The sequence below is a fragment of the Sanguibacter suaedae genome (assembly GCF_016342785.1).
Lineage (GTDB): Bacteria > Actinomycetota > Actinomycetes > Actinomycetales > Cellulomonadaceae > Sanguibacter > Sanguibacter suaedae.
Genome location: NZ_JAEINH010000007.1, coordinates 76,279 through 102,359, shown reverse-complemented (window position 1 = coordinate 102,359; position 26,081 = coordinate 76,279). Strand labels below are relative to the sequence as shown.

The window sequence follows — 26,081 nt, the reverse complement described above, 5'->3', positions numbered from 1 at the left end:
CCTGGTCACGCGGCGACCAGGCGCGGACCTCAGGCCGGCACCGCACGGGGACGGGCACCCGGGGCCAGCTCCTCGAGGAGAGCAACGGTCTGTGCCTCCATCCGGGTGGTCCCGGCCGACCGGAGGACCTGCTCGAGCTCGGCGACGACGGCACGCACCCCGTCCGTGCCGCCCGTCCGGGCGGCCAGCCGCATCTTCTCCCTCCAGAGGATCTCGTCCGTGTCGCGCACCCTCAGTCCGACCGCGAGCGCAGCGAGGGCTGCGGAGACGTCGGTGTCGCTCTCGAGGACGGCGAGGCGGTGGGCGGCGCCGAGGAGGTGCTCCTCGACGGCGCGCTCGAGCCTGACCCTGGCGAGCCAGTCGTAGGTCCCTGGGGCGCGTGGGCGGAGGACGGGTCCGCGGACGTGCCTGAGCGCGTCACGGAGGTGCTGGCGCTCGGTGGTGGTGTCAGGGGTCGCGCCGGCTGCGTCGAGGTGGCGCTGCACGACGGTCCAGTCGAGCGTGACGCCGGGTCCGAGGGCGAGTCGTCCGTCGTCGGTGGTGCGGAGGTTCGGTCGGCCGTCCTCGTCGTGCCCGAGCCAGGTGCGGGCGCGGTCGACGGTGGCGTCGCGGACCTCGTCTGGGACCCCTCGTGGCCACAGGCATGCGCCGAGGACCGTGGGGTGGACGCCCGTGGGGTGGAGGGCGAGGTGGACGACGAGCTCGGTGAGCAGTGCGCGGCGGTCCGGGTCGACGGGTTGCGTGGTGTGGACGTGGGGTGCCCCGAGGACGTGGACGCGCGCGGTGGAGCGGGACAGGGAGGTCGTGTCGGGGGGTGTGGTCGTGGTGGGTGCGAGGTGTCTGGTGGGTGCGTGCCCCGGGAAGCCTCCGGGGGCGGTCTGGTCGCGGGTGCTGGGTGGTGCGTCGGTGAGGAGCTCGGCGACGAGGTCGGCGACGTCGTCGGGGAGACGGTTCGCGACGAGCGTGAGGCCGAGGACGTCGACGTGCACCGCGCCGTCGGCGGTCGCGGTGAGGGTCCACCGTGCGGTGTCGACGGGGCCGTGGGCGACGACGCCGGTCGACGGTCCTGCGTGGAGTAGTCGCGCGGTGATCGCGTGGGCGTCCTCGGCGGTGGGTGTGGCACCGAGGACGAGGTGTGCGGGTGGGAGGTCGTCGGGTCGGTCGAGCCACTGCCGGGCGCTGGTGACCGTCTCGTAGCGTCCTGCGCCGATGGCTGCGAGCGCGGGTGGGAGGCCGGTGCCGGTGACAGGTCGTGCTGCGGCCCACGGGTTGGTGGCGAGCTCGGCGGCGATCGCGGTGAGGATCTCGCGTGCTGCCCGGGGGTCGCCGGTGACGGTGACGATCCCGCGGGCGGCTGCGAGGTCGAGGAGGACGTCGGCCCCGGTGCCGTCGTGCCCGAGCGAGACGAGTGCGGGGAGAGCAGGCGGGGCGGGCGGGGTGGGCTGCGCGGGGAGCGCGTGCTCGTCGGTGGCGTCGAGGCGCCAGCGTGTGCCTTGGTCGAGGACGGTCCACGGGGCGGGGGCTACGGGCTCGGCCGGGTGGAGGGCGAGCTCGATGACGGTGTCGTCGACCCGGGCGGCGTACACGGGCGGAAGAGGTCTCCGTGTCGTGGTCGCGGCGGTGGTGAGTGCTCGCAGTGCGGCGTCGAGGCGGGCGGTGCGGTGGTGGTCGGCGCTGATCCGTAGCGCGAGCTCGGCGTCGAGGGCTCGGTCGGAGGGTTCGGCGGTGCGTCGTCTGCGTCTCGTGCTCTCGACGGCGGTGAGGAGTCCGGCGGCCAGGAGGCCGGCTCCGAGGAGGCCCTGGGCCGTGTCGGGACTGTCCTGGGTGGTTCCGGGAGGAGTGCTCTCGGCCTGGGTCGCCGGTGCCACGGTGTGGTGTTCTTCGGGGTCGGCGGTGTGGTCGACGGTGGGAGCGTCGTCGGTCGGCGTGTCGTCGTGGCGGGTGTCGACGGAGTCGGGTGCCGTGGTGTTCTCGTCGGGAGCCGAGGTGTCGTCGGGGACGAGCGGTTCCTGGTGGCCGTTGCTCGTCCCGGTGACGGTGACGACGTCGACGCCGGTGGCGTCGGCGGGGACCACGAGCAGCCAGCCGGGTTGGATGAGGCGCTCGAGGGTCAGCTGGCGCCCGTCGGGCTGGGATCGCCCGACGTTGAGGTCGAAGATCTCGACATAGCGCCTGCCGTCGCCGAGGGTCCGTTCGGCGATGTCCCAGAGGTTGTCGTGGTGGCGTCCTTCGGGTGGGTGGACCACGTAGACGGTCTGGCCGAGGAGCTCGGCTCCTTCCTCGGCGGTGAGCGCGAGGTCCCCCAGGCGGTACTGCTGCGGTGCCGCAGCGGTGGCGGTCTGCGGGTGGTCCTCGGAGGGGCGTGTCGGGACCGTGGGCGCGTGCGCCTGTGCGGCCCCGTCAGCGAGCGCGCCCGTGGTCGCGTCGGTGGGGCGGTCGGTGGTGGTGTGGCTCGCGATGGCCTGGTCGGGGGTGGTGACCGCATGGGACGGCGCGAGGGCACCGGCGGTGCCGGTCGCGGTGGCGAGGAGGAGCACTGCTGCGACGAGGGCGCGGGCGGTGTGCTGGGAGGGGCCGGCGAGGGGGACCTTGCGGGGCAGGCCGACGCCGCGCAGTGCGCTGATGGTCTCGACGACGACGCAGACGACGAACTGCAGCCAGGCGAGCCACACGACCCACAGGAGGACCGTGAGGACCGTGTGGAGGTCCAGCGCTGCGGTGAGCGTCTCGCGCGTGGGGAGTGTCGTGGGGACGTCGGGGGTGCCTGCGAGCAGGAGGAGCGCGGTTGGCACGCCGATGACGAGACCGAGGAGCGCGAGGCCGGCGCCGGCAGCGGTGAGGACCCCTGGGTGCGCCTCGGCGTGCGACGTCCGCTGGAAGCGTGCGGGCCCCTGGGTCGGCGGCGCCGTCGGGGGGTGGTGCTGTCGTGTCATCCGCATGCGGTTTCCACCCCTTCGCAGGAGATGCCGCCGGCGGCGCGGACGGTGGCCGCTCCGGAGACGTCGAAGTCGTGGATGAAGATGGCCGAGAGGATGGTGGTGGGGACGGTGTCGTCGACGAGGACCCGGAACTCGTCGGGGCCGACGGTGCGGTCGAAGGTGATGTCGGTGTAGCCGCGGTCGGTGAGGTACTGGCGGGCTGCGGTCTCGGCCGCTCGTCGGTCGATCCGGGGTTCCCCTCCGCTGCGGAGGGCTGCCTCGTCGAGCTGGTTGCCTCCGGTGCGGGCCGCGTTCTCGGCGTCGTCCGTGATGCGCATGCGGGCGTTCAGGGCGCGTCCTCCGTCGATGACGAGCCCTGCCACGAGGAAGAGCGCGACCACGAGCCCGATGACGAACACGGAGACGGATCCTCGGTCACGTCGGGCGTGTGCCGTGCCGATCGGTGCGGGCGCCACGGGTCGTGTGTGAAGGTGGACGTGCCGTGGTGGGTGTCGCCTGCTCACTGGGTCCTCCGGTAGGTGTCGATGGGCGCGGTGCTGGTCCCGGTGATGGCCACGGTCCTCGACAGCCCGAGGATGCCGAGGTCGCCGAGGCTGACGTCGCAGGTCACGTCGATGACCACGTCGCCGCCGGAGACGAAGGTGCCGCCGAACGTGGAGATCCTGCACCGGTCGAGCCAGGCTGCGGTGGAGGAGGCCTGGGTGACGACGCTCTGCGCGGCGGTGCGCGCGGAGCCGGTGTCACGTTCGAGCGATGCCGCACGGGCTGCGTCTCGGGCGAGTGCCTGGACCTCGCCCTGGGTGGAGACGTGGCGCCCGCCGGCCACCACGAGGAGCGCGACAAGGAGGAGCACGGGGACGAGGACGACCATCTCGACGGCCATGGACCCTGTGTCTGCGGGGCGGGCCCGGTGCACGGGGCCGAGGCGGTGCGTCACAGGTCGCCCCGGAAGGTCTCCAGGGGCGCGTGCGCCGTAGCGCTCACCCGGGGTGGGAGTCCCGCGACCAGCTCGATCGCACGTCCCGTCACGGTGACCGCGACGTACTGCTCGTCCTCTCCCGGGCCAGGGAGATCACCGTCCGCGTCGACGATGCGCACGGTGATCTGCACGTCGGTGAGGGTCCGTCCTCCCACCTCTGCGGCTGTCGCGTAGCCCCGGTCGCGTGCTGCGGCGAGGGAGGTCGCGTCGGTCGCACCTGTGCGGGCGACGCGTGCGGTCTCCCGGGCGACCGCCCCGGCCACGGAGTTGCCGTGCCACGTGAGTGCAAGCTGCACCGCGAGGAAGATCACGAGCATGAGCACCGGGGCGTACACGAGGAGCTCGACGGAGGACGCGCCACGTTCGCCCGCCCCCCGGCGCACGTCCGAGCGGGCCGGGCAGCACGGGCGGTCAGGACCTCGGTGGGGCGTGCGGTACACCGGTGGACCTCCTGGTTCGTCGCATGGTGTCGTGCGGTCTGCTGCGTCCTGGCCTGCCGGGTCGGCGTCAGCCGTTGGCTCCCCCACCTCCGCCACCGCCGCCGCTGCCCGGGAGGTCGGGCATGTCGAGGTTGGCGGCCTCCCCGTCGACCATGCGGTAGATGGCCCACCCCACGGCCCCTGCGAGGGCGAGGAGGACGCCGGTGATGATGACCCACTCGACGGCGGACGCGCCGAGGTCCTGGGTGGCGCGGGCACGGTCGAGCCGGCGGCGGAGGGTGAGCCAGAGCCACCCGGTGGTCGCGTCGTTCATGGGAGTGCCTTTCTCTCGGTCGTGCTGGTCAGTCGGTGCCCAGGACCTTGACGATCGCCGGGTAGATGAGGAAGACGAGGAACCCGACGCACAGCAGGAGCTGGGCGACGAGCATGGACTGTGAGCGTTCTCCGGCCTTGCCCTCGGCCTCTGCGAGCTCTCGACGGCGCATCGAGTTCGCGCGGGCGCTGAGGGACTCGCGGACCTTGGCACCGTCCTCGGCGACGAGGGCCAGTGCGGAGGCCATGTCGCGGAGCTCGTCGATCCGGAGCTCGTCGCCGAGCTCACCGAGAGCGGACCAGGGGGTCTGGCCGTGGAGGCGGGCGGACTGCAGGGCGTTGCGGATGCGCACCATGGCCCAGCCGTCGCTGAGGGCCGCGGCGCTCTGGAGTGCTTCGGGGACGCCTCGTCCACCGGCGAGGCTCATGGCCACGAGGTCGAGGAAGGACCCCACGACGTGACGGAAGTCGCGTCGGCGGCCCTCTGCGTGGGCGTGCGCCACGAGGGTGGGGACGACGAGCCCGGCCGCGGCTGCTGCGACGGAGAGCGCTGCGGGGAGCGGGATGCTCAGGGTGCCGGTGAGGAGAGCCAGGACGGCTGCGAGGACGAGCGGGGCGAGGAATCCGGCGGTGGCGACGAGGACGCTCGTGGCCACATGGTTCTCGAGCGTGCGGCCGAGGATGGCGAGATCGCTGCGCACCGGACCCAGCTCCACACCGAGGCTGTTGAGGGGTCTGACGAGGCGCATCCCGAGGTCTCGGCGGAGGCCGACGCGGGCTCGTGGGTCGAGCTGCTCGGCGGTGGCGCGGGCGCGCTGCTGGGATCTCTGCAGGTCGAGCTGGGCGAGTGTGGAGGCCGGGAGCGTCCTCGGCGGTACGAGAGTGAGGATGAGGACGAGGATCCCGGTCCCGGCGACGGCACCGGCGACGATCACGGCAGTCATGAGGTCTCCTGGCGGGTCGCCGCTGCGACGGTCGCTGGGTCGGCGGGCTGGACGAGGAACCTCTCGGGCAGGTCGACTCCCGACAGGCGCTTCATCCAGAGGAAGCCACCGGCGAAGCAGGCGACGACCACGAGAAGCACGAGCTGACCGGTGGGCGTGCTGTACGGGGCGACGTACTCACGGTTGAAGACCGCGAGCAGCAGGATGACGAGGACGGAGAACCCCATGACGATCTGTGCGGACTTGCGTGTGCCGCTGCGACCGGCGGCGACCCGTTGGCGCATGTCGAGCTCGGCGCGGGCGGCGTCGGCGAGGGATCCGAGGACCTGGCGCAGCCCTGGTCCGCGCATCTTGGAGTTGAGGACGAGGGCGGCGACGACGAGGTCGGCGCTGGGGTCGTCGAGGTCGTCCGCGAACCGCTGGAGCGCGACGTGCAGCGGGACGCGCACACGGAGACGGTCCACCAGGAGCCGCAGCTGGGGTCGGATGGACGGTGCGGAGGCGTAGAGCGTCGCGGGGATCGCCTGCTCGAGGCCGACGGCGCCTGCGATGGTGTCACGCAACGACTCGATCCAGGCGGCGAGCCCCTCGACCCGTTGGGTGGCCTCGCGCTCGGCGCGCCCCCCGCCGAACAGCGCGGGCCAGGCGAGGACGAGAGCAGCGGCGGCGAGGGCGACGACGACCCATCGGGTGAGGACGAGGACGACGAGGCCTGCGAGGAGGGCCGCGACACCGAGGCGCCCGAGACGTTCGAGGCCTGCGCTCAGTCCGGCGGCGGGCCGCGTCGGTCGGGGTGGTGTGCCACGCAGCGCGACGACGAGGAGGAGCACTCCCCCTCCGGTGAGCGCTCCGAGAGCGATGACCGCGAGCCCGGTGGGTGTCATCTCAGTACCCCTGGCCCGTGCTGGGCGCCTGGTATCCGGCGGCGACGAGGTCGTCCATGCAGGACACCGGTGCGGCGGGCACGGCGAGACCGTCGGGCCCGGGGGCGAAGACCTCGCTCGACAGGACTCGACCGTCGATGCCGTTGACCTCGCGGATGCTGGTCACGAACCGGCGCAGGCGACCACCTGTCGTGAAGTCGTTCTGCTTCTGGACGAAGACGACGAGGTCGACCGCGCCGGCGATGAGCATCTGGCTGGCCTCGAGGGGCAGGCGCTCGCGCGACTGGATGGCGTAGGTGGAGATCCTGTTGAACACCTCGAGCGAGGAGTTCGCGTGGATGGTGGACAGCGAACCGTCGTTGCCCTGGCTCATGGCGTTGAGCATGGTGACGATCTCGTCACCGAGGACCTCACCGACGATGACGCGGCTGGGGTTCATGCGCAGGCTGCGTCGGACGAGCTCCGCCATGCTCACGTGACCGTTGCCCTCGGAGTTCGGCAGGCGTTCCTCGAAGGCGACGACGTTGGGGTGGAGGTCCGCGAACTCCCCCAGGCCGAGCTCGAGCGCCCGCTCGACGGTGATGAGGCGTTCGTTCGGAGGGATCTCGTTGGCGAGCGCACGCAGGAGCGTCGTCTTCCCGGCGTTCGTCGCACCGGCGATCATGATGTTCTTGCGAGCGCCGACGGCCGCGGACAGGAAGGCGGCGATCTCGGGGGTGACCGACCCGTAGGTGACGAGGTCGTCGAGCATGACGCGGGACAGGCGGGCGCGGCGCACGGAGATGGACGGACGGGCACAGACGTCCATGACGGCGGACAGACGGCTCCCGTCGGGCAGACGCAGGTCGAGCTGTGGGTTCGCCGAGTCGAAGGGGCGGCTCGTGAGGCCGGAGTAGGCGGCGAGGATCTGGACGAGCTCGACGAGCTCGTCGTCGCTGTCGGCGACCGGTGCACCGCGGACCTCGCGCCCGTCGGAGTACTGGACGAACACGTTGTCGTGGCCGTTGATGTCGATGTTCTCGACGTCGAGGTCCTCGAGGAGCGGCTGCAGGCGACCGACACCGAAGAGCGCGGCGTGGATGCCGGCGGAGAGGTCCTCCTCGTCCTGGGGCGCCGGCGGTGTACGGCCTGCGTTGATCTCCGATCGGGCGTATCCGTCGAGAACACGGTTGATGACGGCGCGTGCGAACTGTCGTTCGTCCTCGCTGGACATCGGCGCGACGCCCGCGGTCGCGTCGTCGCGCCGCTGGCGGGCGAGGATGTCGGCGACCTCCTCGCGGAGCGCACGTACCAGTGCTTGGTCCACGGTTCCTCCTACGGCTGGGCGTGGACGCGCGGACGCGTCGTCGCGAGGGTTCGGACCGGATCGACGAGGCTCCGCGCCGAGCGCACGAGGAGGGACCGGCCGATGCCGCGGGAGGTACGCCCCGCGAGGACGTCTGCCGCGCGAGCGTCCTCGGCGATGCGCCCGAGGACGGGGACGGACAGACCGCTGTGCGCGAGGAGCTTCTCGAGGTCCGCTGCAGCCGCCGTGTCGGACCACGCGCTCCGCAGGACGACACCGACCGCCGGTGGCCGTTCGGTCGTGGTGTGCAGCAACCATCGCAGCCGGTCACGCAGGTGGGCGTAGGCCTCGACCGAGGGCTCCACGCACACGATGACCGCGTGCGCGGCGGACAGCAGCGGCTGGAGCGGGGTGCCCGGTGCGATGCGACCGCAATCGGCGAGGACGTCGGGGCCGGATGCTCCTGCGAGAGCACCGGCGACGGTGGTCCAGACGGGCCCGAGACCGGCGACCTGCTCGGGCCGCTCGACGCCCAGCAGGACGTCGAGACCGCCGTCGGCCGTCTGCACCTGGTCCGCGACGGACCGTGGGGTGAGTCCCCGCCGGGCCTCGGCGGCGAGGCCGAGGAGTCCCCGGTCGTGGTCGAGCGGTCGACCGTCCGAGGTGCGCAGGCGGTACCCGAGGTCACCGCCCGCGGCGTCCGCGTCGACGACGACGACGTCCGTGGGCCAGACGCTCCCGAGTGCGACCGCGGTGGTCGAGACCCCCGGGGCTCCTTTCGCAGAGGCGAGTGCGACGAGCATCAGTCGACCTCGAAGGGCTCGCCGCGGGAGACGAGCACCACGGTGAGCTGCTCGGCCGCGATGACCGAGGCGAGACGATCGATCGCGGACGGGTCGGCGTCGGGGACGAGGATGCTCACGGTGCCGCCGGAGGACCCGTCGTACGCGCCGGACCCCGCGGACACGAACGACGCGACACGCGCGTCGTCGAAGAGGGTCTCCCCGTCTGGGGTCGCCGTGGACACGAGGCGCACGACGTCCCCGGGCTGCAGTCCCCCGGCGGGCAGCCGCCCGGGGGCGAGCGCCGCACCGATGGACTCGACGTCACCCGCCAGCGCCGGTGAGGCGCTGCCGGCGCGCGCGTCGATGAGCTGGCCCTGCTCTATGGCGTTGCGCGCGTAGGTGCCCACCACGAGCGAGGCGTCCTCCTCCGGGACGAGACTCGTCCCCTCGGAGGCGACCGGGGTGGTCGTCACCAGGTCCTCGGTGATGAGTGCGCCCGCGGAGATGTCCTGTGCTGCGACGAGGACGGGAACCCTGTCGTCGACACGGAGCGCCAGGAGCCCTGCGACGGTCGCTCCCCCGACGATGAGCAGGACGGCGAGCGCTGCGAGCAGGGGGCGGCGCTCGCGTGGAGCAGCGGGGAGCCGGTCGCTGGGCACCTTCGCGCTCTGGGAGCTGCGGACGCCTCGCTCTTCGCGTTGGCGCCTGCGGTCCACCGCGGGCGCGGTCGTGCTGCTGCTCATGCGAGTAACCCCTGGGTCGGTGCGGTCGGTGCGGCGGGCTGTCTGGGCGTCGCCGCTCGGGTCGGCGACGCCATCGGGTGCGCTGTGCGATCCTCCCTGACCACGGCCCGAGGGGCGATGGGGAAGAGTCCCCATCGCCCCTCGGCAGGTTCCCGGACCTCAGTCCGTGGTGCGGACCGACGGCCAGAGATCGTCCGCGGGCGGCTGCCACGTGGTCGGATCTGCCGCGACCTGCTCCCCGGAGCGGATGTCCTTGACCTGGTGGGGCACGGCCTCGCCGTCGGGCGCCGTCGTCGCGGGGAACCACACGAACGGCACGCCGCGTCGGTCGGCGTACCTGATCTGCTTGCCGAACTTCGCGGCCGCGGGGGCGACCTCGACGGGGATGCCGCGGGCACGCAGCGCGGTCGCGACAGCGTCCGACGTCGGCCGCGTGTCCTCCGTGGTCACGGCGACGACCACCGCGCTGGGGACGGAGCGGGTGGCCGACACGAGGCGCGCGCCGACCAGGCGCGAGACGAGCCGCGAGATCCCGATGGACAGCCCCACGCCCGGGTACGTGGTCGTACCGTCGGAGGCGAGCGTGTCGTACCGTCCGCCCGAGCAGATCGACCCGAGGTCCTCGTGGCCCACGAGGACGGTCTCGTACACGGACCCCGTGTAGTAGTCGAGCCCTCGGGCGATCTTCAGGTCCGCGCGCACGACGCCGGGTGCGCGCTCGGACGCGGCGACGACGAGGGCCTCGAGCTCCCGCAACCCCTCCTCCAGGAGCTCCGAGGTGATGCCCTGCGCGTCCGCCAGCACGCGGACGTCGTCGACGACGCCCCGGTCCTCACCGGAGATCGCGGCGAGCGCCAGGCACGCGGCGGCCTGCTCCGCGGTCGCGCCGGCCTCGTCGACGAGGAGCGCGGCGACGCGCTCCGGCCCGACCTTGTCGAGCTTGTCGACGGAGCGCAGGACCGCGTCGACGTCCTCGAGGCCGAGACCCCGGTAGAACCCCTCGGCGACCTTGCGGTTGTTCACGAGGATGCGGACCTCCGGGACGCCTGCGGGGCGCAGCGCGGCGAGGGCCTCCGCCATGACGAGGGGCACCTCGACCTCGAAGTGGTAGGGCAGATCACCGGCGCCGACGACGTCGATGTCGGCCTGGGTGAACTCCCGGAAGCGCCCGTCCTGGGGGCGCTCCCCGCGCCACACCTTCTGGATCTGGTAGCGCTTGAAGGGGAACGCGAGGTGCCCCGCGTGCTCGAGGACGTACCGCGCGAAGGGCACGGTGAGGTCGAAGTGGAGGCCGAGTCCCCCGGTATCACCAGTGGACGCGACCTCGTCGGTCTCCGTGCCCTGGAGGCGACGCAGGACGTAGACCTCCTTGGACGTCTCGCCCTTGCGCAGGAGCTGGTCGAGGGGTTCGACGGCTCGGGTCTCGACGCTCGCGAAGCCGTGGAGCTCGAACGTTCGTCGCACCGTGTCGAGGACGTGCTGCTCGACGATGCGGTCCGCGGGGAGCCATTCGGGGAAACCGGACAGGGGTGTGGGTCGGGCCATAGCTGTAGATCCTCCCAGATCCGTCGCGCGGGCCGGAACGAGGACGGGGCATCCGCGGCCCGCGTGCCGTCAGCGTCGGCACGGGAACTTCCCTAGACTGTCTGTGCGCGCACCCTCGCGCCGCCCTCGCGGCGGCGGCCGGGTGAGCGGGAGACATTCGGTCCGGGGCCCTCCCCGGACGGTCGCTGACACAGGGCGACGGGACCACCGTCGTCGGCTGTCATCATCCAAGGAGTTGAGACCCAGTGAGCGAGAGCACCGATCACGCGACGGACGTCACACAGGACGCTGCGCTGCCGCCCGCCGACGCTCAGCCGGCCGAGGCCGGCTCCGGCGCCCCCTCGGAGGAGGCGGTCGAGGCCGCTCCCACCGACCCCGCGCCGGGCTCGGCTCCTCGCCCCCGTCCAGTCCCGCGCCCCGTGCCCCGCCCGGCTGCGCGGCCGGCGACAGCGCCCGCGACGGCCTCCGCGGCACCGGCTGTCGCTGCCGTCGTCCCGGACGAGCAGGCACAGATCCAGGCGGCCGTCGCGTTCGGGCGGGTCGACGAGGACGGGACGGTGCACGTCACCGAGGCGGCCGGCGAGCGAGTCGTCGGCCAGTTCCCCGGGGTGACCCCCGACGAGGCGATGAGCCTGTACGTCCGCCGGTACCTGGACCTCCAGTCCAAGGTCGCCCTGTTCGAGGCGAGGCTCGGCACCGCCGAGCTCACTCCCAAGGAGATCGACGCGACGCTGGTGAAGCTCACCGAGGAGGTCGCCGAGCCCGCGGCGGTCGGTGACCTCGACGGGTTGCGAGCCCGCGTGGAAGCCCTGCGGTCGATCGCCGCGGGTCGTCGCGCGGAGCTCGACGCGGAGCGCGCGGCGGCGAAGGAGGCCGCGCTCGCGGCCCGCACCGAGATCGTGGAGGCCGCCGAGCGTCTTGCGACCGCAGACCCCGCGAAGATCCAGTGGAAGCCCGCGGGCGAGGAGCTCCGGGCGCTCCTGGAGCGGTGGAAGACGGCGCAGCGGTCCGGGCCACGTCTGGACCGCCCCTCGGAGGAGGCGCTCTGGAAGCGGTTCAGCCACGCCCGCACCACCTTCGACCGTGAGCGTCGGCACTTCTTCGCGGAGCTCGAGAAGCAGAACTCGGACGCTCGGTCGACCAAGGCCGCGCTCGTCGACGAGGCCGAGAAGCTCTCGTCGAGCACGGACTGGGGCGCGACGGCCGGCGCCTACCGCGACCTCATGACCCGGTGGAAGTCCGCCGGCCGCGCCAACCGCAAGGACGACGACGCTCTCTGGGCCCGCTTCCGGGCGGCGCAGGACGCGTTCTTCTCGGCGCGGGACGCGGCCAACGCGGAGACGGACGCCGAGTACGCGGAGAACCTCGTGGTCAAGGAAGCGATCCTCGCCGAGGCCGAGGCGCTCGTCCCCGTGACCGACCTGGGTCAGGCGAAGACGACCCTCCGCGCCCTCCAGGAGCGCTGGGAGTCCGCGGGGAAGGTCCCCCGGGGCGACGTGCAGCGCATCGAGGCCCGTATGCGGGCCGTCGAGAACGCCGTGCGGGACGCCGAGCAGGAGAAGTGGACCCGGTCCAACCCGGAGACGCGGGCGCGTGCCGAAGGCGCGGCCGCGCAGCTCGAGGCAGCGATCGCCGGACTCGAGGCCGACCTCGCCGCCGCCCGCGCCAAGGGGGACGCCCGGGCCACCGGGGAGCTCGAGTCCGCTCTCGCAGCCCGCAAGCTCTGGCTCGAGCAGGTCGTCAAGGCGGCCGAGGACTCCCGCGGCTGATCCTCCGACGTCGAGGACGTCAGACGGGCCCGTCATCCACAGATGACGGGCCCGTCTTCTGTCCGTAGGGCGACCTGGGCCAGGCTGGGGGCATGCCAGCTTCCGCCGCGTCCCGGTCCGCCACGTCCTTCTCCGTGCTGGTCGCAACGCCACCTCGCGCCGCTCCCCCGTACACGACCGAGGGTGTCGGTGGCCGCACGACATGGGAAGCCCTCCTCAGGGACGGTCTCGTCGACGAGGTGCACGCGGGGTTCGGTGTGCTCGCCGGCACGCTGGGTTCACCGCAGGCACGTGCCCGCTCCCTCGCCACACGCGTCCCGCGGGAGGTCGTCGTGGGTCGTCGGAGCGCCGCATGGGTGCACACCGGTGGGCGACGTCCCGACAAGGTGAGCGTGCTCTACGCGCCGCACGGCTACCGGCCGCGGGACGCTCCGCACCTGGAGGTCGCGCAGGCGACCATGCGGACCTGGGAGTCGCAGCCCGTCGGTGGCGTCCAGGTGACGACGCCCGAGCGGACCGCGCTGGACGTCGCCACGTGGTGCGAGGACGACGACGCGCACACCGTGCTCGTGCGCCTCGCCCGCCACGGCGTCGACCTCGAGGAGGCGGTCGTCCGGCTCACGACGCACGCTCACTGGCGCAGCGCGGAACGGGCGCGCGCACGTCTGCTGCGTGCCGCGGGCGCTGCGCCTGCTGCCTGAGCGGCGTCCCCTCCTCGAGAGGGCCGGACCGCCGAACTGTCAGGTGAGCATGCTCGGTTCGACGACCTTCGACCCGGTGATGCGGTAGACGTCGAACACGCCGTCGATCTTCCGGACCGACGTGAGGACGGTGGCCAGGTGAGCGGGCTCGGCCATCTCGAACACGAACTTCGAGATGGCGACCCGGTCCGTCGACGTCGACACCGTGGCGGACAGGATGTTCACGTGGTTGTCCGACAGGACCCGAGTGACGTCAGACAGCAGCCGGGACCGGTCGAGGGCCTCGACCTGGATCTGGACGAGGAACAGGGCGTTCCCGCCCGTGGTCCAGGACACGTCGACGATCCGCTCGGGCTGGTCGCGCAGACCCACGACGTTCGCACAGTCACCGCGGTGGACGCTCACGCCCTGGCCGCGAGTGATGAACCCGATGATGTCGTCGCCCGGGACCGGGGTGCAGCACTTCGCGAGCTTGACCCAGATGTCCTCGACGCCCTTGACGACCACGCCCGGATCGCCCGTCCGAGGCCTGCGGGCCGGGTGACCTGGCCGGGCCGTCTCGGCGAGGTCCTCCGCGTTGCCCTCCTCGCCACCCATCGACTGCACCAGGCGGTGGACGACGTTCGCCGCCGACACCTGCCCCTCGCCGATCGCCGCGTAGAGGGAGGACACGTCGGCGAAACGCATCTCGTGCGCCGTCGTCACCATCGACTCGTGGGACAGGAGCCGCTGGATGGGAAGGTTCTGCTTGCGCATCGCCTTCGCGATGGCGTCCTTGCCCTGCTCGATGGCCTCCTCTCGGCGCTCCTTCGAGAACCACTGGCGGATCTTGTTCTTGGCGCGCGGGCTCTTGACGAAGGACATCCAGTCCCGGCTCGGCCCGGCGGTCTCCGACTTCGAGGTGAGGACGTCGACGACGTCACCGTTGTCGAGAGCCGAGTCCAGGGGCACGAGACGCCCGTTGACCCGCGCACCCATGGTGCGGTGACCCACCTCGGTGTGGACGGAGTACGCGAAGTCCACGGGCGTCGACCCCGAGGGCAGGGCCACGACGTCCCCCTTGGGGGTGAAGACGTACACCTCGCCCCCGCTGATCTCGAAGCGCAGGGAGTCGAGGAACTCCGCGGGGTCGGCAGTCTCGCGCTGCCAGTCGACGAGCTGACGCAGCCACTGCATGTCGTTGCCGCCGGCCTCGGCCTTCGCCGTCTTGTCGGCCTCCTTGTACTTCCAGTGGGCGGCGACACCGTACTCCGCACGCCGGTGCATCTCGTGGGTGCGGATCTGGATCTCGACCGGCTTGCCCCCCGGTCCGATGACCGTCGTGTGCAACGACTGGTACATGTTGAACTTGGGCATGGCGATGTAGTCCTTGAACCTGCCGGGCACCGGGTTCCACCGGGCGTGCAGGGACCCGAGGGCTGCGTAGCAGTCGCGGACCGAGTCGACGAGGACGCGGGTGCCGACGAGGTCGTAGATGTCCGCGAAGTCGTGGCCGCGGACGATCATCTTCTGGTAGATCGAGTAGTAGTGCTTGGGGCGCCCCGTGACGGTGGCCCGGATCTTCGCCGATCGCAGGTCCGCCGTGACCTGCTCGCGGACGAGCGCGAGGTACTCCTCCCGGGCGGGGGCTCGCTCGGCGACGAGGTGGACGATCTCCTCGTAGACCTTGGGGTAGAGGGCCTGGAACGACAGGTCCTCGAGCTCCCACTTGATCGTGTTCATGCCGAGCCGGTGTGCGAGGGGGGCGTAGATCTCGATGGTCTCGCGCGCCTTGCGCTGCGCGGACGCCGAAGGGACGAACTTCCAGGTCCGGGCGTTGTGCAGACGGTCGGCGAGCTTGATGACGAGCACCCGGATGTCGCGCGCCATCGCGACGACCATCTTGCGGACCGTCTCCGCCTGCGCGGCGTCCCCGTAGGTCACCTTGTCGAGCTTGGTGACGCCGTCGACGAGCATGGTGATCTCGTCGCCGTAGTCGCTGCGCAGCTGGTCGAGGGAGTACTCGGTGTCCTCGACGGTGTCGTGGAGCAGCGCGGCGGCGAGCGTCGGTGGTGTCATGCCGAGCTCCGCGAGGATCGTCGCGACCGCGACGGGGTGCGTGATGTAGGGGTCGCCGCTCTTGCGGAGCTGGCCACGGTGCGCCCGCTCTGCCGTGACGTACGCCCGCTCGATGATGGCGACGTCCGACTTCGGGTGGTTGGCACGGACGGCACGCAGGAGCGGCTCGAGCGCGGGGGTCCCCACGGCGTGCCGCGAACCGAAGCGCACGAGCCGGGACCGGACGCGGGAAGCGGAACCGAGCGGTGGCGGGGGGCCGACCGTGCTGCTCTCCCCCGTCGGCGCACTGGCGCCCGCTGCGCCGGGCTGCGGTGCTGGCCCCTTCGGCGCCGGCGTCGTCCGTGTGCCGTCACTCATGCGCGCCCCCTCGAGGTTCCCCTGGGCACGTGCCCAGGGGACCGATTCTACGGCTCGACGCTCAGGACGGCCGACACGACGCGACCGCCCAGTCGGTCGCGACCGCCGAGGCCGAGGAGCTCGAGGAGGAACGTGACACCGACGACCTCGGCCCCGACCTGCTCGACGAGGTCCGCCGCGGCAGCCGCGGTCCCACCCGTCGCGAGGATGTCGTCCACGAGCAGCACGCGTGCGCCCGGGCTGACGGTGCCCTCGCGGACCTCGAGGACGGCCTCCCCGTACTCGAGGGCGTAGCTCGCGCGGTGGGTGGGGGGCGGCAGCTTGCCGGCCTTACGGATAGGGACGAAGCCGATCCCGAGGTGCGCCGCGAGGGCTGCACCGACGATGAAGCCTCGGGCCTCCATCCCGGCGATGAGCTCGACACCTTCCGGGACGATGTCGGCGAGCCTGCGCACGGCCTCGGCGAACGCCTCCCCGTCGACGAGGAGCCCGGTGATGTCCTTGAAGACGATCCCCGGCTCCGGGAAGTCGGGGACGTCCCGGACGTGCGCGAGGAGAGTGTCCGCCGGTACCCCGGAGGCCACGCCGCTCATCGTCCGCCCTTGCGTCGTCGGGGCTGGGCTTTGTTGCCCAGGTGCCCACCGGGCTGGAGCTGCCCGGTGTACTGCCGGCTCGACGCGCCTGCAGGGACCGGGTCCGCCGTCGTCTCCGGGACGGTCGAGCTGGGCTCGCGGGAGGTGAGGACCCTCTCCGTGTGCTCCGCGACGTCGTGCTCCCTGGTGCGCAAGGACACCTCGAGCGGTGTCGCGAGGAAGATCGACGAGTAGGTCCCGACGGTCATGCCGACGAAGAGCGCGAGGGAGATGTCGCGCAGGTTCCCGGCGCCGAGGACGAACGTCCCGATGAAGAGGATCGCTGCGACGGGCAGGAGCGCGACGACCGAGGTGTTGATGGAGCGCACGAGCGTCTGGTTGATGGCGAGGTTGGCGCGCTCGGCGTAGGTGGATCGGCTCTGCGAGAGCACGCCGTCGGTGTTCTCGCGCACCTTGTCGAAGACCACCACCGTGTCGTAGATGGAGTATCCGAGGATGGTGAGGAACCCGATGACCGTGGCCGGGGTGACCTCCCAGCCGATGAGGGCGTAGATGCCGGCGGTGATGACGAGGTCGTGGAAGAGCGCGAGGATCGCTGCGAGAGCCATCCGCCATGCCCGGAAGTAGAGGGTCATGACGACGCTCACGAGGAGCAGGAAGACGACGATGCCGATGATGGCCTTCTGGGAGACGTCCTCACCCCAGGTCGGGCCGATGAAGTTGCTCGTCACGTCCGCCGGGGCCACGCCGTACGCCTCGGCCAGCGCCTCACGGACATCGACGACCTCCTCCTCGGTGAGCTCGACGGTCTGCACGCGCAGCGACGACGTCCCGACCGTGGAGATCCGTGGCGCCTCGGCGGGAGCGACGTCGGCAACGGCCTCGGCGGCCTCCGTCTGGCTGAGCGAGGACGGGTTCGTGATGGTGAACTCGGACCCTCCACGGAACTCGATGCCGAGGTTGAACCCTCGGACCAGGAGGATGACGACGCTCAGCACGACGAGCGCGGCGGACACCCAGTAGAAGCGCCTGCGGTGGCCGACGACGTCGTACGAGCGACGACCGGTGTAGAGGTCGTTGCCCCAGCGTGCGAATCCCGCGGCCATCAGTGGTTCCCGTCCTTGCGCTCATCGGTGCCGGCGCTCGGTGCGACGCCGTCCGTCCCCGCGGTGGTCTCGTGACTCGGGTCAGGGGACGCTCCGGTCCCCGCCGTGTCCCGCTCTGCGTCCTCGCGCGCCTGAGCGGCACGTCGCTCCGCGATCGTCATCGTCCTGCCGTCCGTCCCGGGGCCTCCTGCACCGACGAGGACCTTCGACGGGGCCGCGCCCTTGGCCGTACCCGCCGCGCGGGGCACGGAGGTGCGGCCGCGGCCCGCGTACCGGATGCTCTCCACCCCGAGGGTCTTCGGGTCGAGGCCGGACGCAGGGTGCCCGCTGCTGAAGAACCGGGTGCGGGCCAGGAGCTTCATGAGGGGGTGCGTGAAGAGGAAGACGACGAGGACGTCGATCACGGTGGTCAGCCCGAGGGTGAAGGCGAACCCGCGGACCCCGCCGACCGCGAGGAAGTAGAGGACGACGGCCGCGAGGAGGCTGACCGCGTCGGACGCGAGGATGGTCCGACGTGCCCGGACCCAGGCGGTGTCCACGGCCGTCGCGAGGGACTTCCCGTCGCGGAGCTCGTCGCGGATGCGCTCGAAGTACACGATGAAGGAGTCGGCGGTGATGCCGATCGCGACGATGAGGCCGGCGACGCCCGGCAGCGACAGACGGTACCCCTGCAACCAGGAGAGCAGCGCGATGAAGCCGTAGGCGAGGATCCCGGCGATGCTCAGCGACGCGACGGTCACGAACCCGAGGGCGCGGTACTGGACGAGCGAGTACACGAAGACCAGCACCAGGCCGATGACGCCGGCGATCAGGCCCTTCTGCAGCTGCTCGCTGCCGAGGGTGGCGGACACCTGCGACTCGCTCTGCACCTCGAAGGTCAGCGGGAGCGCCCCGAAGTTCAGCTGGTTGGCGAGGGTCGTCGCCGACTCACGGGTGAAGGTCCCGGTGATCTCCGCCTTGCCGTCGGGGATGATCACGCTCGAGGTGGGGGCGGAGATCACGAGGTTGTCGAGGACCATCGCGAACATGCCCGGTGCCTGGACAGGCTGGGGGGTGGCGATCCACTGCTCGTAGGTGGGCAGCTGGGAGAGCCGCGTGGTGACCTCGGTGAACTTCTTGGTCCCCGCGGAGTCGAACTCGATGTTCACGGCCCACTCGTTGAGGGTGACGCCCTGGGAGTTCACCCGGAGCCCGGAGTCGGCGCTGGCGATCTCCGTGCCGGAGATCTCGACCGGTCCGAGGATGTACTTCACGGAACCGTCGTCCGCGCACGCGATCACGGCGCTGTCGCTCGGCTGCGACCCGCCGCCGCTGAGGTTGGCCTCGTCGGTGCAGTCGAGCGCGGCGAACTCCTCGAGGAGCTCGGTGGTCACCTGGGCGAAGTCGCTGGGGTTCTCCGCACTGCCCTGCTGAGGGGCGAACGGGTCGAAGTCGAGCTCCTCGTCGGTCGGGGCGGTCTCCGGGACCGCGGTCGGCTCGACTGTCGGCTCCTCGGCGGGCGGCTCGCCCGCAGGAGCCTCTGCCGACGGCACCTCTTCCTCCGTGGCCTCGCCGGTCGGGTCCGCGGCGGGGTCCTCACCCAGGTCCGTCCCGGCAGGGCCCCCGAAGTAGAGGACGGGCCGGAACTGCATCTGTGCCGACTCGCGCACCAGCTGGAGCGTCTCCTCGGACGGCGTGCCGGGGAGCGCGACGACGATGTTGCTCCCACCCTGGCTGGTGATCTCGGCCTCGGCGACACCGGAGGAGTCCACGCGCTGGCGGATGATCGCGATCGCCTGGTTGACGTCCTCGGTGGTCACCTCCTCGCCGTTGTCGGTGACGGGCCGCAGGATGATCTGCGTCCCGCCCTCGAGGTCGAGCGCGAGCTTCGGCGCCCAGGTCGCCGTGGACCAGACGTTCCCGGCGAGGATGGACCCGAACAGGGCGACGACGACGACGCCGAGCCCGACGAGCTGACGGGTCGGTCTCGACTTCTTGCGGTTGGTGGTGGCCAACGGATGTCTCTTCTCGTGCGCGCAGAGGCCCACCCTGAGGCGCGCCCCCTGCCGGTTCGGGACCCGCAGCTGCGCGGGCCGTCCTGTCGGGGAGTTTCTGGGCTACTTCTTCTCGGGGTCGTCCGTCGTGGGCTTCTTGATGAGACCGGAGATGTCGTCCGGGATCGCGAACGCCGCGTCCTCGGACGTGGCCGACGTCGCCTCGCCCGTCTCCCCAGCGGTCGCGGCCTGTGTCGGCTCGACCTGCTTCGCGATGGCGGCCCGCAGCCAGCGCGACCTGTTCCCGGGGGTCGACTCGAGGGTGATCACGTCGTCGTCGACGGCTACGACCGTGCCGAAGAAGCCGGACCCGGTCATGACCTCGTGGCCGACCTCCAGGTTGTCCCTGAAGGTCATCGCCTCGCGCTGCTTCTTGCGGGACCCGTTGGTCATCAAGAACATCGCGCCGACGGCGAACGCGCCGATGAGAAGAATTTCCATGACGTGGGATCACGTCTCCTGTTCTGCATAGGGAACTACCGGAGTCTAGGCGGTGGGCCGCCCAAGACACCAACGAGCAGGATCCACCGAAAGTGCCCACACCGGTCGGCGGGGTCGTCGAGCGCTCTCAGGCGAACAGCGTCCCGCCCGCCGAGGGGGGCACCAGTCCCAGGTGCGCCCACGCGGCAGGTGTGGCGACACGACCTCGCGGCGTCCTCCCCACGAGCCCCTCCCGCACGAGGTACGGCTCGGCGACGGTCTCGACCGTCTCGGGCTCCTCGCCGACCGTCACGGCCAACGTCGTCAGGCCGACGGGCCCACCGCCGAACCGGACGCAGAGCGCCTCGAGGACCGACCTGTCGAGACGGTCGAGACCCAGCGCGTCGACCTCGTAGACCTCGAGGGCGGCCTGCGCCGCCCGGAGGTCGAGGGAGCCGTCGCCGCGCACCTGCGCCCAGTCACGCACGCGCCGCAGGAGCCGGTTGGCGATCCGAGGGGTGCCGCGGGAGCGGGAGGCGATCTCGGACGCGGCCTCCGCGTCGAGCGCCGTCCCGAGGAGACCTGCGGACCGCAGGAGGACCCGCTCGAGCTCGTCGGCGGAGTAGAAGTCGAGGTGCGCGGTGAAGCCGAACCTGTCGCGCAGCGGCGCCGGCAGCAGCCCGGCACGGGTGGTCGCCCCGACGGTCGTGAAGCGGGGCAGGCTCAGGGGGATCGCGGAGGCGCCGGCGCCCTTTCCGACGACGACGTCGACGCGGAAGTCCTCCATGGCGACGTAGAGGAGCTCCTCCGCGGGCCGGGCGAGGCGATGGATCTCGTCGATGAACAGGACCTCGCCCTCGTCGAGCGACGACAGGACGGCTGCGAGGTCGCCCGCGTGCTGGATCGCCGGGCCGGACGTCACGCGCAGGGAGGTCCCGAGCTCAGCGGCGATGATCATCGCGAGCGTCGTCTTGCCCAGCCCCGGTGGGCCGGAGAGGAGGACGTGGTCGGGTGGCGTCCCGCGGCCCAGCGCGGCCTGGAGGACGAGCGAGAGCTGGTCCCGGACCACGTGCTGTCCGACGAACTCGTCGAGGCTGCGTGGGCGGAGCGCGGCCTCGGCGGCGCGTTCGATGTCGTCGGCGCTGGTGCGCGTCAGGCGGTCCGCGGCGAGGTCGATGCCCAGCGCGTCGGAGCGGTCGGTGGCGTCATCCACGGTGGCCGCCGAGGGTCTTGAGCGCGGCACGCAGGACCACCGCGACGTCCCCGGAACCCACCTGGTCCGCCCCCGTGTCCGCGAGGACGACGGCGATCGCCTCCTCCGCGAGCTTCGCGGACCAGCCGAGACCGACGAGAGCGTCGACCACCTGGTCGGCGTGATCCCCCGCGGCAGGGCGCGCGGCGGCGGCACCCGGGACACCCGAGGGCGCACCGAGCTTTCCCCCGAGCTCGAGGATCAGGCGCTGCGCGCCCTTCTGCCCGATGCCCGGGACGCGGGTCAAGGCCTTGACGTCGCCGGCCGCGACGGCGCCCCGCAGGCCGTCCGGTGTGTGGACCGCGAGCATGGCGAGCGCCAGGCGCGGTCCCACGCCGCTCACGGTCTGGGCGGACTCGAACACCGCGCGCTCGTCGTCGTCGGCGAACCCGTAGAGGGTCATGGAGTCCTCGCGGACGACGAGGGTCGTCGAGAGCGACGCCTCCGACCCGACGCGCAGCGTCGAGAGGGTCGACGGCGTCGCGTGGACGAGGTACCCCACTCCCCCGACGACGAGGACCGCCGAGTCCAGACGTACCGCCTGGACCGTTCCGCTCAACGACGCGATCACGCAGTCCTCACCCTCCGCCCGCGCTGACGCGGGACATGTCCGCGACCGTCCGTCGACGGTCGCGTTCTCCGAACACCTGTACGACGAGCCACCGTAGCAACGCTCAGCGGGTGCCCTTCGCCCGACGCGCCGCCTGCTCGGCCGCCGCCCACGCCCGCTGGGCCGGGGTGAGCTCGAGCCGCTCCGCGCGGTCCATGAGCGCTGCCGGACGCCAGAGCTGGCAGATCGCGATCGCGAGCGCGTCGGCGGCGTCGGCCGGGCGCGGCACCTCGGCGAGGCCGAGGATGGACGCGACCATCTTCTGGACCTGTTCCTTGCCGGCCCGGCCGCTGCCGGTGACGGCCGCCTTCACCTCGCTGGGCGTGTGCATGGCGACCGGGACACCACGGCGCGCGGCAGCGACCATCGCGAGACCGGCGACCTGCGCCGTCCCCATCACCGTCGACACGTTGTGCTGGGCGAAGACCCGCTCGACCGCGACGACGTCGGGGACGTGGAGGTCCATCCACCGGTCGAGCTCCGTCGAGATCCGCAGCAGCCGGACGTCGACGGACAGGTCGGTCGACGACGTCGCGACGCCGACGGCCACGAGGTCGGCGCGACGGCCCTGGCGGGAGTCGACGACGCCGATCCCGCACCGGGTCAGTCCCGGATCAACACCGAGCACACGCACTCGCCACGTCCTCCCTCGCCCCGGCCGCTCCGTCCGGGTCCGGACGGGACGGGTCAGTCGTCCTCGAGCTCGGCCATGACCTCGTCGGAGGCGTCGAAGTTCGAGTACACGTTCTGCACGTCGTCGGAGTCCTCGAGGGCGTCGATGAGCCGCAGGACCTTGCGCGCACCCTCGGCGTCGACCTCGATCTGCATGGACGGGTAGAACACGACGTCGGCGGAGTCGTACTCGATCCCCGCGTCCTGGAGCGCGGTCCGGACCGCGACGAGATCGGTCGCCTCGGACAGCACCTCGAAGGAGTCCCCGTAGTCGTTGACCTCCTCGCCCCCGGCCTCGAGGACGGCCTCCATGACGGAGTCCTCGTCCGTGCCCTCCTTGGGCACCATGACGACGCCCTTGCGGGAGAACAGGTAGGACACCGAGCCCGGGTCGGCCATCTGCCCGCCGTTGCGGGAGAACGCCGTGCGGACCTCCGCCGCGGCGCGGTTGCGGTTGTCCGTGAGGCACTCGACGAGGAGCGCGACGCCACCGGAGGCGTACCCCTCGTACATGATCGTCTGGTAGTCCGCCCCGCCGGCCTCCTGGCCGGAACCGCGCTTGACCGCGCGGTCGATGTTGTCGTTGGGGACCGACGTCTTCTTCGCCTTCTGGATCGCGTCGAAGAGCGTGGGGTTCCCGGCGACGTCACCACCACCGGTCCGGGCCGCCACCTCGATGTTCTTGATCAGCTTGGCGAAGAGCTTGCCGCGCTTGGCGTCGATGGCAGCCTTCTTGTGCTTGGTGGTGGCCCATTTGGAGTGACCTGACATGCCTTAGTACTCCTTGCGAACGATCGATACGAACAGCTCGTGGATGCGCGCGTCCCCCGTGATCTCCGGGTGGAACGACGTCGCGAGCAGCGAGCCCTGGCGGACTGCGACAATCCTACCGGCGGCGGGGCCTGCACCGATCGTGGCGAGGACCGTGGCACGTGGCCCCACCTCCTCGACCCACGGCGCCCTGATGAACGCCGCCCGGACCCCCGGACCACCGACGCCCTCGACGTCGACGTGCGTCTCGAACGAGTCGACCTGCCGGCCGAACGCGTTGCGCCTCACCGTGACGTCCAGGCCCCCGAGCGTCTGCTGGTCGGAGGTGCCGTCCAGCACCCGGTCCGCGAGGAGGATCATCCCGGCGCAGGACCCGTAGACGGGCAGCCCCGAGGCGATCGCCTCCCGGAGGGGCTCGTGCAGCTCGAAGATGCGGAGGAGCTTGTCGATGGTCGTCGACTCCCCGCCAGGCAGGACGAGGCCGTCGAGACCGTCGAGCTCAGCGGGCCGGCGCACGCTCGTCCAGCGGGCACCCGCGGACTCGAGGGCTGTGCGGTGCTCGCGGACGTCGCCCTGGAGGGCCAGGACACCGATGGTGGGACTCACGGTCGCCCATGCTACGCGGAGCCGGGGACGTCCGTGCGCGTCCCCTCCACGCCGATAGGGTGTCCGGTGCGACGCCACGGGCCGGCCGTGAGCCGCACCGACACGGAGGACCCACCATGACCACCAGCCTGCCGACGACCCGCGGGCCGAAGATCCTCACGGGCGTGGGCATCGTCCTCCTCCTGATCGGGATCGCCGCCGTCGCTTTCGGCGCGACGCGCCTCGCCGACGGGTTGCGGTCCGTCGTGGAGGCGAGCGAGTCGTCCGAGGAGCTCCTGGGGGCGGAGGCAGGACCGGTCGGCGAAGCCCTGCAGCTCACAGGGCTCGCCGACCACCGGTACTCCGTCCTGCACTCGACGTCGAGCGGGCCCGAGGTCCAGCCCGGGGACGTCCGGATCGCCGGCCCGGACGGGGAGCCGGTGTCCGTCGAGGACAGGAACGTCGAGCGGCGGCTGGAGATCGGTGGCCAGACGAACGTCGAGGTCGCGTCCTTCCGGACCACGGAGGCCGGCAGCTACACGTTGACCGTCTCGGGGACGTCGGCGTCCGTCGGGGGCGACATCGCGGTCGTCGACGACGAGGTCCTCGAGGACCTCCTCGTGGGTGGGCTCCGGACCGTGGGGATCGTCGCCGCGGGCGCGCTGGTCAGCGTGGTCGGTCTGGGGATCGCCGTCGCGGGCGGCATCTGGTGGGGCGTGCGCCACGGCGCCCGCAAGCGCGCCGCCCTCGCCGCACCCGCTCGGTGGTGATCAGCCGACCGATGCCTGCTCGTCCTGGACCCCGAGGTGCCGGACGGTCCCGTCCCAGCCCGCCCTGAGGCTCTCGACGATCTCGGGCAGCTCGGCCGGGAACACCTCGTCGGTCACCGCCCGCAGCTCGTCCACGCTGAGCCACTCGACGGCGTCGAGGAAGCTCGCCTCGAGCGCCGTCCACCGTGCGCGGCTCAACGTGGCATCGCCGCTCACGTGCGCGAGGAAGAGCTCCTCGTGCTGCAGGCAGCTCTCCCTCGCGAAGTCGAAGATCGCCGACCGGGTGACCACGGGCCCCACGAGGTCGTCGACCTCGAGCTGCAGCCCTGTCTCCTCGAGGACCTCACGGACGGCCGCCTCACGGACGGACTCCCCCGGGTCGATGCCGCCGCCCACGGTGAACCACCAGTGCCGTCCGGGGTCGTCCGCGTCGTGGCCGCGGACGAGGAGCACCCGCCCGTCGGGGTCGAGCAGGACGACCCGGGCGGCGCGCCTCGTGCGCATGCCGCCCGGGCCGTTACGCCAACCGTCGTCGAGCTGACCGCTCGCGCCGACGGCGACCTCGTCGTCCGTCGTCACCAACCGCGCTCGGCGAGACGGTGGGGCTCGGGGATCTCGTCGACGTTGATGCCCACCATCGCCTCACCCAGACCACGCGACACGTTGGCGATGACGTCGGGGTCGTCGAAGAAGGTCGTGGCCTTGACGATGGCGGACGCCCGCTCCGCGGGGTTGCCCGACTTGAAGATCCCGGACCCGACGAACACGCCCTCGGCGCCGAGCTGCATCATCATCGCGGCGTCGGCCGGGGTGGCGATGCCACCAGCGGTGAAGACGACGACGGGGAGCTTCCCGGTCGCGGCGACCTCCTTGACGAGCTCGTACGGCGCCTGGAGCTCCTTGGCGGCCACGAACAGCTCGTCCTCGGGGAGGGAGGACAGCCGGCGGATCTCCGCACGGATCGTCCGCATGTGCGTGGTGGCGTTCGACACGTCGCCCGTACCGGCCTCGCCCTTGGAGCGGATCATCGCCGCGCCCTCGTTGATACGGCGGAGCGCCTCACCGAGGTTCGTGGCCCCGCAGACGAACGGCGCGGTGAACGCCCACTTGTCGATGTGGTGCGCGTAGTCGGCCGGGGTGAGGACCTCGGACTCGTCGATGTAGTCGACACCGAGGGACTGGAGCACCTGGGCCTCGACGAAGTGCCCGATGCGGGCCTTGGCCATGACCGGGATGGACACCGCGGCGATGATGCCGTCGATCATGTCCGGGTCGCTCATCCGCGACACGCCGCCCTGCGCACGGATGTCGGCGGGGACGCGCTCGAGCGCCATGACGGCCACGGCACCGGCGTCCTCGGCGATCTTCGCCTGGTCGGGCGTGACGACGTCCATGATGACGCCACCCTTGAGCATCTCGGCCATGCCCCGCTTGACGCGGGCGCTGCCCACGACGTCCTGAGCCGCGGCGTTTCCCTCGGGTGACGTGTTCTCGCTTGGCACAGCAAACCTCACTCAGTCGTACGTCG

The 26,081-nt window shown here is 71.8% G+C and carries 26 protein-coding genes; 3 read left to right on the top strand and 23 right to left on the bottom strand.

Features of this window, described 5'->3' with window-relative positions; genetic code table 11:
• Nucleotides 1-29 precede the first annotated feature (29 nt).
• The 11 genes from JAV76_RS09980 to hisS all read right to left on the bottom strand — a co-directional run bounded on the left by JAV76_RS09980 (nt 30) and on the right by hisS (nt 10,856).
• Nucleotides 30-2,939 carry a LysM peptidoglycan-binding domain-containing protein gene (locus tag JAV76_RS09980; protein WP_198733897.1) on the bottom strand — a complete coding sequence of 970 codons (2,910 nt, stop codon included), beginning with the start codon at nt 2,937-2,939 and terminating at the stop codon, nt 30-32.
• Complete coding sequence (locus tag JAV76_RS09975) at nt 2,930-3,394, bottom strand: TadE/TadG family type IV pilus assembly protein (RefSeq protein WP_307844138.1); 465 nt, start codon at nt 3,392-3,394, stop codon at nt 2,930-2,932. The genes JAV76_RS09980 and JAV76_RS09975 overlap by 10 nt, the downstream gene beginning before the upstream one ends.
• A 44-nt stretch (nt 3,395-3,438) precedes the next feature.
• The gene (locus JAV76_RS09970; protein ID WP_198733895.1) at nt 3,439-3,822 is read right to left on the bottom strand and encodes a TadE/TadG family type IV pilus assembly protein; all 384 of its coding nucleotides are present in this window, start codon (nt 3,820-3,822) and stop codon (nt 3,439-3,441) included.
• Nucleotides 3,823-3,872: 50 nt separating this feature from the next.
• Nucleotides 3,873-4,358, bottom strand: a complete 486-nt coding sequence (locus tag JAV76_RS09965; RefSeq protein ID WP_307844137.1) for a TadE/TadG family type IV pilus assembly protein — start codon at nt 4,356-4,358, stop codon at nt 3,873-3,875.
• Between the two features lie 67 nt (nt 4,359-4,425).
• Nucleotides 4,426-4,671 (bottom strand): hypothetical protein, encoded by a 246-nt coding sequence (locus tag JAV76_RS09960; RefSeq protein ID WP_198733894.1) that lies wholly within the window; start codon nt 4,669-4,671, stop codon nt 4,426-4,428.
• A 28-nt stretch (nt 4,672-4,699) separates the two neighbouring features.
• The gene (locus JAV76_RS09955) at nt 4,700-5,614 is read right to left on the bottom strand and encodes a type II secretion system F family protein (protein ID WP_198733893.1); all 915 of its coding nucleotides are present in this window, start codon (nt 5,612-5,614) and stop codon (nt 4,700-4,702) included.
• A complete protein-coding gene (locus JAV76_RS09950; protein ID WP_198733892.1) occupies nt 5,611-6,498 on the bottom strand; it encodes a type II secretion system F family protein in 888 nt (295 codons plus the stop codon). The genes JAV76_RS09955 and JAV76_RS09950 overlap by 4 nt, the downstream gene beginning before the upstream one ends.
• Before the next feature lies 1 nt (nt 6,499).
• On the bottom strand, nt 6,500-7,804 hold the full coding sequence (locus JAV76_RS09945; protein WP_198733891.1) for a TadA family conjugal transfer-associated ATPase: 1,305 nt from the start codon (nt 7,802-7,804) through the stop codon (nt 6,500-6,502).
• An 8-nt stretch (nt 7,805-7,812) separates the two neighbouring features.
• Nucleotides 7,813-8,586, bottom strand: a complete 774-nt coding sequence (locus tag JAV76_RS09940; protein ID WP_198733890.1) for a hypothetical protein — start codon at nt 8,584-8,586, stop codon at nt 7,813-7,815.
• Nucleotides 8,586-9,311, bottom strand: coding sequence for an SAF domain-containing protein (locus JAV76_RS09935; RefSeq protein ID WP_198733889.1), 726 nt, complete (start codon nt 9,309-9,311; stop codon nt 8,586-8,588). The genes JAV76_RS09940 and JAV76_RS09935 overlap by 1 nt, the downstream gene beginning before the upstream one ends.
• Before the next feature lie 159 nt (nt 9,312-9,470).
• A complete protein-coding gene (gene hisS, locus JAV76_RS09930) occupies nt 9,471-10,856 on the bottom strand; it encodes a histidine--tRNA ligase (protein WP_198733888.1) in 1,386 nt (461 codons plus the stop codon).
• Between the two features lie 245 nt (nt 10,857-11,101).
• On the opposite strand from hisS, the gene JAV76_RS09925 reads away from it, so the two are divergent.
• Together JAV76_RS09925 and JAV76_RS09920 are read left to right on the top strand one after the other, a co-directional pair.
• Nucleotides 11,102-12,625 (top strand): DUF349 domain-containing protein, encoded by a 1,524-nt coding sequence (locus JAV76_RS09925; protein WP_198733887.1) that lies wholly within the window; start codon nt 11,102-11,104, stop codon nt 12,623-12,625.
• A gap of 92 nt (nt 12,626-12,717) precedes the next feature.
• Complete coding sequence (locus JAV76_RS09920) at nt 12,718-13,326, top strand: type IV toxin-antitoxin system AbiEi family antitoxin (protein ID WP_198733886.1); 609 nt, start codon at nt 12,718-12,720, stop codon at nt 13,324-13,326.
• Nucleotides 13,327-13,365: 39 nt separating this feature from the next.
• Here the strand turns inward: JAV76_RS09920 and JAV76_RS09915 are convergent, their stop codons facing one another.
• From JAV76_RS09915 to pdxT, 10 genes are all read right to left on the bottom strand, one after another.
• On the bottom strand, nt 13,366-15,741 hold the full coding sequence (locus JAV76_RS09915; RefSeq protein WP_198733885.1) for a RelA/SpoT family protein: 2,376 nt from the start codon (nt 15,739-15,741) through the stop codon (nt 13,366-13,368).
• A 47-nt stretch (nt 15,742-15,788) separates the two neighbouring features.
• Complete coding sequence (locus tag JAV76_RS09910) at nt 15,789-16,334, bottom strand: adenine phosphoribosyltransferase (RefSeq protein WP_198733884.1); 546 nt, start codon at nt 16,332-16,334, stop codon at nt 15,789-15,791.
• Nucleotides 16,331-17,440, bottom strand: a complete 1,110-nt coding sequence (gene secF / locus JAV76_RS09905; protein ID WP_198733883.1) for a protein translocase subunit SecF — start codon at nt 17,438-17,440, stop codon at nt 16,331-16,333. The genes JAV76_RS09910 and secF overlap by 4 nt, the downstream gene beginning before the upstream one ends.
• Complete coding sequence (secD, locus tag JAV76_RS09900) at nt 17,440-19,434, bottom strand: protein translocase subunit SecD (protein WP_198733882.1); 1,995 nt, start codon at nt 19,432-19,434, stop codon at nt 17,440-17,442. The genes secF and secD overlap by 1 nt, the downstream gene beginning before the upstream one ends.
• Nucleotides 19,435-19,536: 102 nt before the next feature.
• Nucleotides 19,537-19,914 (bottom strand): preprotein translocase subunit YajC, encoded by a 378-nt coding sequence (gene yajC, locus JAV76_RS09895; RefSeq protein WP_198733881.1) that lies wholly within the window; start codon nt 19,912-19,914, stop codon nt 19,537-19,539.
• Between the two features lie 127 nt (nt 19,915-20,041).
• Nucleotides 20,042-21,106: a Holliday junction branch migration DNA helicase RuvB gene (ruvB, locus tag JAV76_RS09890; protein ID WP_198733880.1), complete on the bottom strand. Its 1,065-nt coding sequence runs from the start codon at nt 21,104-21,106 to the stop codon at nt 20,042-20,044.
• On the bottom strand, nt 21,099-21,716 hold the full coding sequence (ruvA, locus tag JAV76_RS09885) for a Holliday junction branch migration protein RuvA (protein ID WP_198733879.1): 618 nt from the start codon (nt 21,714-21,716) through the stop codon (nt 21,099-21,101). The genes ruvB and ruvA overlap by 8 nt, the downstream gene beginning before the upstream one ends.
• A 103-nt stretch (nt 21,717-21,819) precedes the next feature.
• Nucleotides 21,820-22,389: a crossover junction endodeoxyribonuclease RuvC gene (gene ruvC, locus JAV76_RS09880; RefSeq protein ID WP_198733878.1), complete on the bottom strand. Its 570-nt coding sequence runs from the start codon at nt 22,387-22,389 to the stop codon at nt 21,820-21,822.
• Between the two features lie 53 nt (nt 22,390-22,442).
• Nucleotides 22,443-23,198 carry a YebC/PmpR family DNA-binding transcriptional regulator gene (locus tag JAV76_RS09875; protein ID WP_198733877.1) on the bottom strand — a complete coding sequence of 252 codons (756 nt, stop codon included), beginning with the start codon at nt 23,196-23,198 and terminating at the stop codon, nt 22,443-22,445.
• Nucleotides 23,199-23,201: 3 nt separating this feature from the next.
• Nucleotides 23,202-23,804, bottom strand: a complete 603-nt coding sequence (gene pdxT, locus JAV76_RS09870; RefSeq protein WP_198733876.1) for a pyridoxal 5'-phosphate synthase glutaminase subunit PdxT — start codon at nt 23,802-23,804, stop codon at nt 23,202-23,204.
• Nucleotides 23,805-23,920: 116 nt separating this feature from the next.
• Between pdxT and JAV76_RS09865 the strand changes: the two genes are divergently transcribed.
• Complete coding sequence (locus JAV76_RS09865; RefSeq protein ID WP_198733875.1) at nt 23,921-24,553, top strand: hypothetical protein; 633 nt, start codon at nt 23,921-23,923, stop codon at nt 24,551-24,553.
• On the opposite strand, the gene JAV76_RS09860 is transcribed toward JAV76_RS09865, so the two are convergent.
• Together JAV76_RS09860 and pdxS are read right to left on the bottom strand one after the other, a co-directional pair.
• Nucleotides 24,554-25,132, bottom strand: coding sequence for an NUDIX hydrolase (locus JAV76_RS09860; protein WP_307844136.1), 579 nt, complete (start codon nt 25,130-25,132; stop codon nt 24,554-24,556).
• Entirely contained in the window at nt 25,129-26,055 is a 927-nt protein-coding gene (pdxS, locus tag JAV76_RS09855) for a pyridoxal 5'-phosphate synthase lyase subunit PdxS (protein WP_198733874.1), read from the bottom strand. Before pdxS ends, JAV76_RS09860 begins: the two co-directional genes overlap by 4 nt.
• Between the last annotated feature and the right edge of the window lie 26 nt (nt 26,056-26,081).